Source organism: Streptomyces sp. A1136 (assembly GCF_004795055.1).
Lineage (GTDB): Bacteria > Actinomycetota > Actinomycetes > Streptomycetales > Streptomycetaceae > Streptomyces.
On sequence record NZ_SSBJ01000004.1, the window covers coordinates 1 to 12,293 of the forward strand.

Here is a 12,293-nt window from a genome sequence, read left to right on the forward strand (position 1 = left end):
CGTCGTACGGCGACGTAACCAACCCTCCAGCACCGCCCGCTGGGCATCAGTGACCGACAACGGCGGAATCTTCGGACCCGGACGACTCATGCTCGACTAACGACGAATCTCTGACTCAGGTCACTAGATGCGGGGGGCGGGGGACTCCCAACTGACCGATCGCGCGACGCGGAGCGCCCGGAATCGTGACCGCCGCCACCGAGCGCGAGGACTGCCGGACGAACCGACCTCATTCGAACAGGCGAGGCCAGATCAGATCAGACCGGACCGGATAGTCACTTCTTCGGCCGCGCCCAGTCACCGACAATGCCGTAAGCCCTTTTGTGGCCGCCGTTGTTGGCCAGGAACTCCCGGAACACCTGTGCCGAGCGCGGGTTCTGGCTGCACTGCCACACGCCGTGCGGGCAGTAGTCGGTGATGCTGTGGTAGAGCGGCTTGTGCTCGGCGATCCATGCCAGCATGTCGTGCATGTATTCGGGGTTGTCGCCGTTGCGGAACAGCCCCCATTCGGGGTACGAGATCGGCTTGTCGTGCGCCTGGGCGAAGTCGACCTGCTGCTTGAGGCCGTAAGGCTGGTTGACCTGCTCGTCGAATGAATCGCCGGGCGGCTGGTCGTAGGTGTCCATGCCGATGATGTCGACCACGTCATCCCCGGGGTAGCACTTGGTCCAAGGGACCGCGTCGCTACCGCGGTTGGGGGCGAAGTCGAAGCGGAACTGCTGGCCTTCCACCGAGCGCATCGCCGTCACGATGCGCCGCCAGTACCTCTTCCAGTTCTCGGGGTCGGGCCGGCATCGGTGCGTGTAGTTGAAACCGTTCATCTCCCAGCCGAGCACGATCACCGTGTCCGGCACCCCGAGGCCTACCAGGCGCTCGGCGAGCCGCCGGAAGTGGTGGTCGTACTTGCCCTGCGCACCGGAACGGAGCAGCGCGGCGACTTGACCGTCGGGGACGCCGGCCTCGTTGCGCTCCAGCATGGGCACGTTCAGGACGAAGAGTCGATCGGGTCGCGCGTTGCGCCACCGTGCCCAACTGGGCAGGGAGTCGGGCGCGCCCTCGATGTTCATCCAGGTGTCGCCGGGCAGGTAGGTGTGCCCGGCGCGCAGTTCGGTGCCTCCGAGCCAGCGGGAGAGCTCCCGCATCCTGTCGACACCGGCCTGGTCGTATTGGAGGTAGGCGCCCACCGCTACTTCGCTCTCGGTGTCCTCACCCGGACCGTCTTGCGGAGTCGTGGCGAGGGCGCCGCCTGTCAGGAGCATGGCGACCGCGACCATGCTCGCGCAGGCGCCCGCCAGCCAACGGCCTCGATGGGACATGGCGCCTCCCCAAGCTTCGCTGGTGGATGATTCTTGCAGTGACGTTAGTCATGGCATCCGAGTAGTGGGCTGTCCGAGACCCCGATGCTGGGCCATTCGGGGCGGCCGGCACCCTCTAAGTGGCCCGAACGGGTGAATGCCGTGGTCCCCTCCGCGTGTCAGTGGCCGACAGTGCGCCGGCGCCGGCACCTGGGCCAGGAGTGCGCGGGAAACCGATTCGCCACAGTCGATGGCGACCGGTGGCCGACGTGGCGTAGTAATGCGGGGGAGACGTAGAGACGTAGGGACACCTTTGTCGTGACTTGGAGTCGTCCATGGCCGTTCGTCGTGTCGTACCCAACATTCGGTCCGAAGCCGCGCGGGAGAGCCGGGAGTTCTACGGTCTGCTGGGCTTCGAGGAGGTCATGAACCACGGTTGGATCATGACCCTCGCCTCCCCGTCGAGTCCGGCAGCGCAGATCAGCGTCATGTCCGGTGACAAGACCGCGCCCGTCGCCCCCGACATGAGCATCGAGGTGGACGACGTGGACGCGGCCTACGCGGTCATGAGGGAGAGCGGTGCGGACATCGTTCATCCCTTGCAGGACGAGGAGTGGGGCGTGCGGAGGTTCTTCGTCCGCGACCCGAGCGGGCGGGTGGTGAACGTGCTCGGCCACCGCTGACGGCCTCTCCCGCCCCCGAACCCGTCGCGCGCGCCCCCCGCCGGTCGGCGGCCGGCCGGGATGGTCAGCCGCCGTGCGCGGGAACCACGTCCCCCTCCACCAGTGCGCCGGCTTGCCGGCGGGCCTCTTCGAGCCACCCCCTGCGCGTCGCGTCGTCCGCGTCGCCGATCGTACGGAAGACGACCCGGCGCACATCGGCCATTCCCACGTAGGGCAACACGCAGGCCGACCAGATGCTCCGCAACGGGTCACCGAACTCGCTCTCCTCCCGCTCCGCGGGAGTGTCGGAGGTGTTCAGGACGAGGGCCCTGCCCGCCTTCAGCAGCCCCACGGGCTCGCCCTCGGCCGTACCCAGTTTGTACGCGACGCCGGGCGCGAGCACACGTTGCACCCAGCCGACGAGGACGGCGGGCGGCATGCCCCACCAGTTCGGGTGGACGAACACCATGGCGTCGAGCGTCGCCGCCTCCTCCTGGTGCAGTGCCACCTGCGGGTCGGGGATTTCGGACGCCGACTCGACCGTCCCCGTCTCCGCGGCCGAGAGTTGCGGTGCGAATCCCTCGGCATACAGGTCGTGCGCCGCTACTCGGCATCCACGCCCACGCAGTTCGTCCACGACCGCCTCGAACACGGCGTGGTTGAAACTCCCCGGCCGCGGATGTGCGAGATATACCCCTACGCGCATGATGCGTCCCCCATCGACATGAGCCGGACTCGGCTGATCCACCGCCGGCTGCCCGTCCAGTATCCGCGAGCGGGGCGAGCGCCCAGGGGGGTGTCCATTCCCGCGCGGTCCCCACGTGTGAACCTCGGCGCCCGGGCCCGGCACATCGGACCCGACGCCGTGATCGTGTCGCTGATGAAGGGCATCGAGAGCGGCACCGGCCTGCGGGAGGCCGCTCGGGCGGCGGTGGCCATGGGCGCTCATCCGGTCACCCTCGCGGGGCCCGCCGGCTCGCTGTCGCAGCGGGCCGCCAAGCCCGAGCACTGAACCGCGCGGAGAGCGCGGGGCCGGCGGGCCCTTCACATCCTCGGGCCCCGCCACCCCGACCCGAACCGGTTGCCGATCGCCAACTCGGCCTCCCTGCCCGGAGATCTGCCGTACGGTCGTGCCGTGCTGCCCGCCGTGTCCGCATGAGGAGGATCCGTGTCATCGTCGTGTGACCCCCAGTACGCCCCCGCCGGTGACGTGGGTGCGGCGCTCATGGTGATCGACTCCCGCCTCAAAGCCGTCTACGACGGCAGGTCCGGGACCGATCCCGAACAGCGGCGCCTGATGGATCAGTTCGCCGCTTCCCTTGACCCCGAGGGCGTCCGCGACCTGGTGGACGGCGCGTGCACGCTCGTCTACATGTTCACGACGTGGCTGCGGAAGGCGTACGAGGCTCACGACAAAGACGCCATCGAATACGTGGTCCCCCACCTCGTGGCCACGATGCGCACGATGCCCAGGAGTGTGCGCCCCGAGGCCATCCCGACCATGGCCGGCATGGTCATCGCGGCAGCCACGGACCTGAGCCCCAGTCTGTGGCGCAAGCAGTACGGGGAGTGGACCAAGGACGAGATGAACCCCTTGGAGGCCACCGCCCTTCTCCTCGCGGAGCACATCAACCGGCTCACCGGAGACCGCGATTACGCCACCCGCCTGATCGCAAACGCCCTGTCCGGCGCCGGCCAGGAGTGACCCGCGGCGCCGTCGGGAGACCACGGGCGCACGCCGTCGCGCCGATGCGCGCACCCTCGCCGAACCCGGCGTGTGGGGCAGCCCTTCGGGTCAGTGCACCTCGGCCGCGCCGGCCGGGGTCAGGTCGTCCGGAAGCTGCGGAGGGGTGCCCTGGGTCCAGACCACCCGAAGTGCGGAGGCGGAGATCCGCCAGCCGTCGGCGGTCCTGACCAGTTCGGTCTCGGTGTGACCGGCGGAGACGAAGACGTTGCCGGGGTCGTCGGCCAGGACGTGGGTGCTCAGCTGGGCGCCGCGGACGGTCGCCCGGCCGTCATCGATCTCGATGACGTTGTTGCCGCCCAGGTGGACGGTCCGCTCGAACAGCGCCATCCCTCGCTGAACGTGGGCCGACAAGGCGGCCCGGCCATGGACGACGCCGATGGGCATGTCGGCGGTTACGTTCTCGGTGTGGAAATCCCGGGCCCACGCTTCGTCGAAGACCCCGTCGTCCAGGGAGCGTAGGTAGCGGTCCATCAGGTCGGTGATCTCCGCGCGGTCGGTCAGGGCCCGCAGTTGTCGCTGCATTTCGGTGGTGTCCATGACGAAAGCCTCCTACCTCAAGCGGACTTGAGGTCAAGGCCTGCCGCCGTCATCGGCGCTGGCCTCCCGGGCCCTCCTCCGGGTGGGCGTCCGAGGCCGGTGTGCGCAGCCGCTCCAGTGCGCTCTCTCCTTCGACATGTCGGGATTAATCCGCATGTGACGGGAACTTCGGGGCAGCGGGAGGGGCGGGCGATCGGGAGGAGGTCGGCAGTGGGGCAAGAGGCTCAGTACGACGAAGGTCAGGCCGCCGCGCGGCTGCGGGTGCCGAGGGCGGCCTTACGGTGGGCGGTCCACATCGGGGCGGTGCCGGCGGCGGACGTGGGGCCCATGATCTGGTCGCGGGCGGCGGTGGAGTCCATGGACCCCGAAGCGATCGGCAGCCGGCTGCCATACGCCTTGTCAGGGGCGGAGACCGCCGACCGGCTGGCCGAGGCCCTGGGGACACCGAACCCGCCCGGTGGACCGGCCAGGGTGAGTGTGGCTTGCGTGCGGGAGATGGCGGCGGCCGGGTTCCTGACCGATCTCTCCGACGACCCGGACCGGCCGCTGCTGCACCCCGATCAGGTGATGGGCTTGGCCCGACGCCCCGACCTGGACCGCCTGACAACCGAAGCCACCCCACTGGGACCGGACCAGTGCGCCGCCCGCCTCCGGGTCCGCCGAACGGACTTCGACCACCTGGTACGGCTCGGCTGGATCACCTGCGCACTGGAGGTGAGGGTGAAGTTCGGCGCGGCCAGAGGCGGCACCGTACGGATTCGGCTCTACCGGCGGGCGGACGTCGACCGGATTCCGGCCGAACACCCGGAGGTGGACTGGGTCGCCGTACGGGCCCTCCCCAAAGGCCGGCGTTCCCCGCTCGCCGAACTGGCTCCCGGCAGGCGGCCCGGATGACCATCGCCGTCGGGCCTGCGAGCCCGCGGTGCGGCCGTGGGAACGGCCGTGTCAGAGCGTGGTACGGCTGCGCAGGCGCCCACGGGCCGCCCGGCCGGACAGGCGCCGCCGCTCGCGCTCCGCCCAGCGACGGACGCGTTCGGGGTCGAGGGGGACGCCGTGGCCGACGTGGAGTTTCGTGGGGTTCAGGGCGAGCATGGCGCGCAGGCTGGCCAGGTTGCCCAGGGGGTCGTCGTGGAAGGGCGGGTTGGCGGGTCTGCCTGGGATGAGGCCCATGAACGAGTTGGCCACGAGGTCGCCCGCGACGAGGTCCCCCTCGTCGGTGAGGACGGAGACGGAACCCGCCGTGTGGCCGGGGGTGGGCACGATGCGCGCCGCGAGCCCGAAGTCGGCCAGGTCGGTGTCACCGCTGATCAGGATCTCGGGCTCGAAGGGATCGGCGGAGGCGTGCAGCCTCCTGTTCCGGTTCATCACGCGGCCCATGGGACCGGTGGGCAGGTAGGGCATGCGCGGCTTGCCGGTACGGAAGGGTTCGAGATCGGCGACGTGGCCGGCGACCGGCGCGCCGGTGAGGCGACGCAGTTCCGCGGCCGAGCCGAAGTGGTCGATGTGCCCGTGGGTGATGACGATCAGGGCCAGGTCGGAGGGGTCCACGCCGTGGCCGGCGATCCGATCGTGGATCGACTGCCCACTGCCGGGTGTTCCGGCGTCGACGAGGACGGGGCGCCGGCCGAGCAGCAGGTAGGCGTTGACGGCGTGCTTTCCGAGCACCGGTATCGGAACGATCTTCGTGCGGGACACGGGGGGCCTTTCGTGTACGAGCCGGGCATGGGCATGGGCATGCCTCGGTGTCCCCACCGGTCGGTGGGGTGCGCGGGTGAGGGGGAAACGGGCGAAGGGGGGAAGCGGGCGAAAGGGGCGTCAGCGGAAGCGGCGGCGATATGCCGCCGGAGTGGTTCCCATGTGGCGCTGGAACACCCGGTGGAGGGTGTGCGGGGAGCCTAGTCCGCTCGCGGCGGCGATCTGGGGCAGCGCGGTGTCGCTCTCTTCGAGGAGCCGGCGGGCCGTCTCCAGTCGAGCGGACTCGACGTAGGCACCGGGCGTGGTGCCGGTGCGCTGGGTGAAGAGCCGGGAGAAATGGCGTGTGCTGAGACCGGCGCGGCGGGCGAGCGCCTCGGCGGAAAGGTCCGCGTCGGGGTGCTCGGTGATCCATTGCCGCAACTCGCCGATCCGGTCGCAGGTGGCACCCGGGGCGGACTCCTGGACGGAGAGCGGCACACTGAACTGGCTCTGCCCACCGGATCGTTTGACGTACATCACCATCATGCGGGCGGTGGCGAGCGCGAGGGCGCGGCCGTGGTCCTCGGCGACCATGGCCAGCGCCATGTCCATCCCCGAGGTGATGCCGGCGCTGGTCCACAGCGAACCGGAGCGGACGAAGATCGAATCGTGGTCCACGTCGATCTCGGGGTGGGCGGCGGCCAGTTGTGCGGTCGTGAGCCAGTGCGTCGTCGCGGACCGGCCGTCCAACAGGCCGGCCGCGGCCAGGAGATGGGCGCCTGCGCACACCGATCCGGTGCGGCCCGCTCGGGGCACCGCCGTGCGCAGCCAGTCCGTGATGGCGGGATCGACGACTGCCCGGGTCCCACCTCCCTTCGCGTGGGTGACCGCACCGGACACCAACAGGGTGTCCACCCGGCCCGTGACCTCGTCCAGCCGCAGGTCGGCAAGGAGCCGGACACCGCTGGAAGTGGTCACGGCGCCGCCGTCCTCCGTCGCGATCTCAACGGCGTAACGGGGGTGTTCGTCGCCGGCGACGCGGGACGCGACCGAGAAGACCTCGGCGGGTCCTGTGACGTCCAGGAGTTCCACGCCGGGGAAGGCGACGATGACGACGCGCTGAGGTGCGGGCATGCGTCGATCCTCGCCTCCGGGCAGCCGTGTCCGCAATGACGAGGTAGTCGCAGATCCGGCCATCGCTGCTGTGCTGTGGCCCCGTCCCCGGGGCGGGCTCGCCCCGACTCCGCCGGGGGCCGGTGGCCATACCGGGTCACGGTGCGCGGTTGCCGGTGTCTGCTCCGTTCGTACCAGAGCGGTGGCGGTTCACCTGCCGATGGCCGACGGTGGCGAGGGCGCCGGTAGTTCGCCGGTGCTTCTTCCGCCTGGGCAAGGGAGCCGGTCATGTCCGATCGTCATACGGTGCTGCGCAGCCTCCACGATGCGGGTCTCGCCGCCTGGTTCGGGGGATCCCTGATGGGCGCGGTGGGCCTGAACGGGGCCGCCCGTGACCAGGGCGGTACGTGGGCCGCTTCGGCCAGGATCGCCAGTGACGGCTGGGCGAAGTGGACGCCTGTCAACGCGGCCGCGATCGCCGCGCACCTTTTCGGTTCCGGCGGTCTGCTCGCCGTGAACGCGCCGCGCGTCGCCGCCCAGCAGGGAGTCGCCGCCTCCACGCTCGCCAAGACGGTCCTGACCGGCGCCGCCCTCGCGGCGACCGCCTACAGCCGCGTCCTGGGCAAGAAGATCGAACTGGCCGGGTCCGCCGACCCGGGGGACGCCGAAAAGGCGGCCAAGCACCCCATCGACACGGACAAGGCGCAGCGGCACCTGGCGTGCCTGCAGTGGGCCGTACCCGCCCTCACCGGCGGCCTGGTGATCCTCAACGCCCTGCACGGCGAACAGCAGCGCCCCGCCGAGCAGCTCCACGGCGTGTGGCAGCGCGCCCGTACGCTCGCCCCGCACATGCCCACGGTCCCCGACTGGCACCTCTCACACTGACTTCCGTCCGCGAGGGGCCCCGGCCCCGGGTGTCGGCCAGGGCACTGTGGCTGCGATTGCCACCGACGTCGGACCCTTCGGCCCCGTCTCACGGGCCGGCCCGCTCCGGAGACGGCATAGTGACGGTGTGACCGCTGAACGTGATGACGCGCGCGACGACCGCCCCTGCGCGGGCAGCAGCCCTTCGGCGCCGGACGGCGTAGGTGACGAAGAGGCGCATGTCATCGTGGTGGGCGCCGGACCGGCCGGTTCGGCCGCAGCCGTCCACTTGGCGCGCGCGGGTGTGGACGTACTCCTGCTGGAGAAGAGCGGCTTCCCCAGGGAGAAGGTGTGCGGCGACGGGCTGACGCCGAGAGGCGTGGCCCAGCTGGTGCGGATGGGAGTCGACATCGACGCACCGGGCTGGATGCGCAACCGCGGAATGCGGTGGGTGTGTGAGGGCCACCGGGCGGACCTGGACTGGCCCCGGCTGGGCAGCCTTCCCGACTTCGGGCTCACGCGGAGCCGCCACGACTTCGACGACCTGCTGGCCGCACACGCCCGCGCCGCCGGAGCGCGCCTGCGCACCCACGTGAAGGTCACGGCCCCCCTGATCGACCGGGCGGGGCGCATCACAGGAGTGACCGCGACCCGCGGGCCGGACCGCGAGCCGGTCCGCTACCGGGCACCGCTCGTCGTGGCGGCCGACGGCGCCTCGGCGCGAACCGCGCTGGCCCTCGGACTCGCCCGGGACACGAGCCGACCGGTCGCGGCGGCGGCCCGCCGCTACTACCGCAGCCCGGCCCGCACCAACGACCCGTACCTGGAGCTGTGGGCCGACCTGCGCTGTCCGCGCACCGGGCTGGACCTGCCCGGATACGGCTGGGTGTTCCCGCTCGGGGACGGGCGCGTCAACGTCGGCCTCGGCGCCCTGCCGCAGCGGCGGCGTCGCCCGGTGGAGCTGCGGGCGGCCCTGGAACACTGGCTGCCCCGCCTGCCCGAGGACTGGGGGGTGCGGGAGGAGAACGCCGACTCGCCCCTGCGCAGCGCCCCCTTGCCGATGGGATTGAACCGGCGCCCCCAATACCACCGGGGGCTGCTCCTGGTCGGGGACAGCGCGGGCATGGTCAGCCCGTGGAGCGGCGAGGGCATCGCCCAGGCGATGGAAGCCGCGGAAGTGGCCGCCGAGACCATCGCCCTGGCCCTGGCCAGGCCGGCGGGCCCGCGGCGCGAACACGCGCTGCGACAGTATCCGGCCGAAATCCACCGCCGCTGGGGGCGCTACTACCGGCTCGGCAACCTCGCCGGCGATCTCCTCTTCGCCCGGTACGGCTACCGGCCGCTCCTGCACCCCCGCGTCATGGCCTCGCCCCCGCTGCTGCGCTACCTGGCCCGCCTCCTCACCCACGTCACCGACGAACCGGCCCACGACAGCGTCGACGCCGTCCTGCACACCCTGTTGCGCCTCGTGCCGTCCGTACGACGGTGAGACCGCCGGGACGGGTCGCACCGTGAAGGTCCCTTAAGCGGCGCCGGCGGTGCGACACTGACCGGGTGACGGACAGCGAACGGCAGATGGACCGCCGCCTGGAACGAGTCATCCTGGAGCTGCTGGCTCGTCGTGACCCGACCGCGACGATCTGCCCCTCCGATGCCGCACGAGCGGTGTACGCCGGGGACGACGACGGCTGGCGCGCTCTCATGGAACCGGCCCGACGTGCGGCCCGGCGGCTGGTCGAGTCCGGCGAGGTGGAGATCACCCAAGGTGGCCGGCCCGTGGAGCCGACGAAGGCCCGCGGTCCGATCCGTATCCGGAGGCGGCGCGGCCACTGACGCGCCGGCAGGCGCCCCTGGCCCGTGTGCACGGCCCCGCTCCGCGCCCGCTTCCGCCGGCCGGCGGCGACGTGTGCGCGGCGCGAGGATTGGCCGCGGCCGAGTGCGGACAGCCGCCTTCCGTGGCGTCCAAAGCAAGGCCGCCCACCACCGCCGACGGCCACCACGTCGTCATCGACGGCCGCCGCCGGCGTGCCCGCGACCCCGAGATCCCCGCCGAGGCCGCCGCACGGCTGCGCGTCCATCTGGTGGCGGCCCGGCGCGCCATCGCCGCCGCCCATCGCGCCGACGACCCCGGGGCGGAGCGGGCCGCACGGGCGCGGGTGCAGACGGCGAAGGTGGCCCTCGGCGAGCGCGGCACCCCGTGGTGGGAGCAGAGTTCCGAAGAACGGCGCTCCCGCTGGGAGGAGGGGCTGGCCGCGCTCGACGCCTGATCTTCCCCGACCGACTTCTTCCGGACCTGTCGTCGAACACCCGCGCCGGGTCGGCCGGCCCACCTGCTCGGCCGGCCCACCGGTACGCCCGGGTGGAGGACGTCCCGTGGGTCGAGCGTCCCCTTCGCGGTGCGCATGGAGAGGGCGCCGCTCCCCGCCTACGCGCACGGACCCGCCGCCGGGCGATCGAGCGGCTACGGAACGTTCGTCGTGGTCTCGCACCGGACGGCCACGTCGATTCCCCCCGTGCCGTCGCAGGTGTCCGGCGTGTCGTCACCGCCGTCGAGGACATCGTCGCCGCCTTCCGCCTCGGGCGCCGGCGCGGTCTGCTGACGGGGAGTCATGGAGCCGGGGGTGGCCGTGGACGGGGCGGGGCGGGCGGGGCGCTCCTTGTGGTTGCCGTCCCCCTTGCCGTGCGCGACGTGCCCGGAGAGGCTGTCCCCGATGAGGCTGTCGGTGCCCGGGCCGCCCAGGAGGATGTCCTTCCCGTGGCCGGTGGCCGTTCCCTCGGCGGAGGAATCACCGGTGATGCTGTCGTTCCCGGGCCCCCCGTCGAGGACGTCCGCGCCGCCGCCGGAGGCGTCGATGCCGCCGCGACTGTCGCCGATCATCGCGTCATTGCCCTCCTCGCCGAAGAGGATGTCGTTCCCGCCCCCCGACGCGCTGCCGCCGAAGGCCATGCTGTCGCCGCCCATGCGGTCGTCGCCCGGGCCGCCGAAGAGGATGTCGTCTCCCCCTCCCTCGGCGGAAGCTCCTGTGGTGATCAGGTCCCCGCGGATCAGGTCTCCGCCTTCACCGCCTTCGATCCGGTCGTCGCCCAGCCCGCCCGCGAGCGTGTCGGTCCCCGCGAGGCCGCAGATCAGGTCGTTCCCGCCGCGCCCGTTGATGATGTCGGCGCCCGCGGAGCCGACGATGACGTCGTCGCCCTCGGTCCCGTTGATCGTGCCCGCTCCGGTGATGGTCGCCGCGCGTCCGAAGCAGGTGGCCGCGGAGGTGTCGGCGGCAGCCGCCGGGAGGCCGAGGAAGAGCAGCGCGGCTGCCGCCGCCAAAATGAGATTTCTGCCAGGCACGGGGGACCTCCGGTCGTAAGGCAAGCGGCAGCCTTGGATTCGGTGGGAACCTAGGGCGCGAATCCCCCCTGTGCAATGACCGGCCGCGATGTCGGAGTGCCTCGCCCCCTATGGCCCAACAGGAATGCGGGGAAGCGAGCCGTACTTCCCCGCAGTCCCCTCAGCCCACCGGGCGCTTCTCCGGCGGCCTCATCGTCCCCAGGAGCGAGTGACTCACGTGAGCCACGGGGTGTTCCAGTCGTCGACCGTCTCCCCGGCCGTGCGGGGGTGCTCGGCGTCGTGGGGGATCGGGCGGCCGGCGGCGAGCGTGGTGAGGATGTTCTGCCATGTGCCGTCGAGGTTCCACAGGCGCAGCCGTTCCGCGCATCGGTGCCAGGGCCCGTAACGGGCGGGCAGGTCGTGCCAGCGGCGGCCGGTGGCCTGCTGCCACAGCATGCCGTTGATCACGATCCGGTAGTCCGGCCCGGAGGGTCCGCATCGCGGGAGCAGGCCGCGGACGGCTTCCCATTCGCTGTCGTCGAGGTCGGTGGTTTCTTTCACACAGGTGCAACGACGCTTCCGTCATCCGGGTACGTTCCCGGGGCCTTCGAAGACGGCGGGTCGCCGGTCGAAGCGGCGCCGACGGCCCTCGCGTTTGCGCCGCCGCGCACCCGGGCCGCTCCGCCGACCTGGCGCTGAAGGGCGCGGGTGAGGTCGGATACGACGGCCAGTAGGGTCAGCGGGTATGACCGTCGCCCGTTCCGTCGCCTTGTTCCTCGTCGCCGCGTTGTTCGAGATCGGCGGCGCCTGGTTGGTGTGGCAGGGCGTCCGCGAACACCGGGGCTGGGCGTGGGTCGGCGCCGGCGTCGTCGCGCTGGGCCTGTACGGGGTGGTGGCCACCTTCCAGTCCGACGCCAACTTCGGCCGCATCCTCGCCGCGTACGGCGGCGTCTTCGTCGCCGGGTCCATCGCCTGGGGCATGGTCGCCGACGGCTACCGCCCCGACCGTTACGACGTCATCGGCGCCCTGGTCTGTCTGGCGGGCATGGCCGTGATCATGTACGCGCCCCGGGGGCACTGACCTC

16 protein-coding genes are annotated in these 12,293 nt (G+C 71.7%); 9 read left to right on the plus strand and 7 right to left on the minus strand.

Annotated features, from left to right (window positions below):
• Positions 1-275 precede the first annotated feature (275 nt).
• A complete protein-coding gene (locus tag E6R62_RS04800; RefSeq protein ID WP_240801475.1) occupies positions 276-1,316 on the minus strand; it encodes a glycoside hydrolase family 26 protein in 1,041 nt (346 codons plus the stop codon).
• 314 nt (positions 1,317-1,630) lie between these two features.
• On the opposite strand from E6R62_RS04800, the gene E6R62_RS04805 reads away from it, so the two are divergent.
• Positions 1,631-1,978: a VOC family protein gene (locus tag E6R62_RS04805; protein WP_136211707.1), complete on the plus strand. Its 348-nt coding sequence runs from the start codon at positions 1,631-1,633 to the stop codon at positions 1,976-1,978.
• A 64-nt stretch (positions 1,979-2,042) separates the two neighbouring features.
• Here the strand turns inward: E6R62_RS04805 and E6R62_RS04810 are convergent, their stop codons facing one another.
• Positions 2,043-2,663: an NAD(P)H-dependent oxidoreductase gene (locus tag E6R62_RS04810; protein WP_136211709.1), complete on the minus strand. Its 621-nt coding sequence runs from the start codon at positions 2,661-2,663 to the stop codon at positions 2,043-2,045.
• 117 nt (positions 2,664-2,780) lie between these two features.
• Between E6R62_RS04810 and E6R62_RS04815 the strand changes: the two genes are divergently transcribed.
• Positions 2,781-2,969, plus strand: coding sequence for a hypothetical protein (locus E6R62_RS04815; protein WP_136211711.1), 189 nt, complete (start codon positions 2,781-2,783; stop codon positions 2,967-2,969).
• A 156-nt stretch (positions 2,970-3,125) separates the two neighbouring features.
• On the plus strand, positions 3,126-3,662 hold the full coding sequence (locus E6R62_RS04820; RefSeq protein WP_136211713.1) for a hypothetical protein: 537 nt from the start codon (positions 3,126-3,128) through the stop codon (positions 3,660-3,662).
• A 90-nt stretch (positions 3,663-3,752) separates the two neighbouring features.
• Here E6R62_RS04820 and E6R62_RS04825 read toward each other — a convergent pair whose 3' ends face one another.
• Positions 3,753-4,241, minus strand: coding sequence for a nuclear transport factor 2 family protein (locus tag E6R62_RS04825; protein WP_136211716.1), 489 nt, complete (start codon positions 4,239-4,241; stop codon positions 3,753-3,755).
• A gap of 210 nt (positions 4,242-4,451) precedes the next feature.
• Here E6R62_RS04825 and E6R62_RS04830 point away from each other — a divergent pair, with 210 nt between their 5' ends.
• Positions 4,452-5,135 carry a hypothetical protein gene (locus E6R62_RS04830; protein ID WP_206308647.1) on the plus strand — a complete coding sequence of 228 codons (684 nt, stop codon included), beginning with the start codon at positions 4,452-4,454 and terminating at the stop codon, positions 5,133-5,135.
• A 51-nt stretch (positions 5,136-5,186) separates the two neighbouring features.
• On the opposite strand, the gene E6R62_RS04835 is transcribed toward E6R62_RS04830, so the two are convergent.
• Positions 5,187-5,936, minus strand: a complete 750-nt coding sequence (locus E6R62_RS04835) for an MBL fold metallo-hydrolase (protein WP_136211718.1) — start codon at positions 5,934-5,936, stop codon at positions 5,187-5,189.
• A gap of 120 nt (positions 5,937-6,056) precedes the next feature.
• Entirely contained in the window at positions 6,057-7,049 is a 993-nt protein-coding gene (locus E6R62_RS04840; protein ID WP_136211720.1) for a GlxA family transcriptional regulator, read from the minus strand.
• A 267-nt stretch (positions 7,050-7,316) separates the two neighbouring features.
• On the opposite strand from E6R62_RS04840, the gene E6R62_RS04845 reads away from it, so the two are divergent.
• The 4 genes from E6R62_RS04845 (at position 7,317) to E6R62_RS04860 (ending at position 10,159) form a co-directional block, all read left to right on the plus strand.
• Positions 7,317-7,913, plus strand: coding sequence for a hypothetical protein (locus E6R62_RS04845; RefSeq protein WP_136211722.1), 597 nt, complete (start codon positions 7,317-7,319; stop codon positions 7,911-7,913).
• 223 nt (positions 7,914-8,136) lie between these two features.
• The gene (locus E6R62_RS04850) at positions 8,137-9,381 is read left to right on the plus strand and encodes a geranylgeranyl reductase family protein (RefSeq protein ID WP_240801499.1); all 1,245 of its coding nucleotides are present in this window, start codon (positions 8,137-8,139) and stop codon (positions 9,379-9,381) included.
• A gap of 65 nt (positions 9,382-9,446) precedes the next feature.
• Entirely contained in the window at positions 9,447-9,725 is a 279-nt protein-coding gene (locus E6R62_RS04855) for a DUF3253 domain-containing protein (protein WP_136211726.1), read from the plus strand.
• A 122-nt stretch (positions 9,726-9,847) separates the two neighbouring features.
• Positions 9,848-10,159, plus strand: a complete 312-nt coding sequence (locus tag E6R62_RS04860; RefSeq protein ID WP_136211728.1) for a hypothetical protein — start codon at positions 9,848-9,850, stop codon at positions 10,157-10,159.
• Between the two features lie 194 nt (positions 10,160-10,353).
• On the opposite strand, the gene E6R62_RS04865 is transcribed toward E6R62_RS04860, so the two are convergent.
• The gene (locus E6R62_RS04865) at positions 10,354-11,229 is read right to left on the minus strand and encodes a calcium-binding protein (protein WP_136211730.1); all 876 of its coding nucleotides are present in this window, start codon (positions 11,227-11,229) and stop codon (positions 10,354-10,356) included.
• 213 nt (positions 11,230-11,442) lie between these two features.
• Positions 11,443-11,769, minus strand: a complete 327-nt coding sequence (locus E6R62_RS04870) for a transposase (protein ID WP_136211732.1) — start codon at positions 11,767-11,769, stop codon at positions 11,443-11,445.
• Between the two features lie 184 nt (positions 11,770-11,953).
• Between E6R62_RS04870 and E6R62_RS04875 the strand changes: the two genes are divergently transcribed.
• Positions 11,954-12,289, plus strand: a complete 336-nt coding sequence (locus tag E6R62_RS04875; RefSeq protein ID WP_136211734.1) for a YnfA family protein — start codon at positions 11,954-11,956, stop codon at positions 12,287-12,289.
• The last annotated feature ends 4 nt before the right edge of the window (positions 12,290-12,293 follow it).

Excerpts from the sequence above, each read along its gene's own strand:
- E6R62_RS04800 (WP_240801475.1), bottom strand. The coding sequence starts at position 1,316 with ATGTCCCATCGAGGCCGTTGGCTGGCGGGCGCCTGCGCGAGCATGGTC.
- E6R62_RS04805 (WP_136211707.1), top strand. The coding sequence starts at position 1,631 with ATGGCCGTTCGTCGTGTCGTACCCAACATTCGGTCCGAAGCCGCGCGG.
- E6R62_RS04810 (WP_136211709.1), bottom strand. The coding sequence starts at position 2,663 with ATGCGCGTAGGGGTATATCTCGCACATCCGCGGCCGGGGAGTTTCAAC.
- E6R62_RS04825 (WP_136211716.1), bottom strand. The coding sequence starts at position 4,241 with ATGGACACCACCGAAATGCAGCGACAACTGCGGGCCCTGACCGACCGC.
- E6R62_RS04840 (WP_136211720.1), bottom strand. The coding sequence starts at position 7,049 with ATGCCCGCACCTCAGCGCGTCGTCATCGTCGCCTTCCCCGGCGTGGAA.
- E6R62_RS04845 (WP_136211722.1), top strand. The coding sequence starts at position 7,317 with ATGTCCGATCGTCATACGGTGCTGCGCAGCCTCCACGATGCGGGTCTC.
- E6R62_RS04875 (WP_136211734.1), top strand. The coding sequence starts at position 11,954 with ATGACCGTCGCCCGTTCCGTCGCCTTGTTCCTCGTCGCCGCGTTGTTC.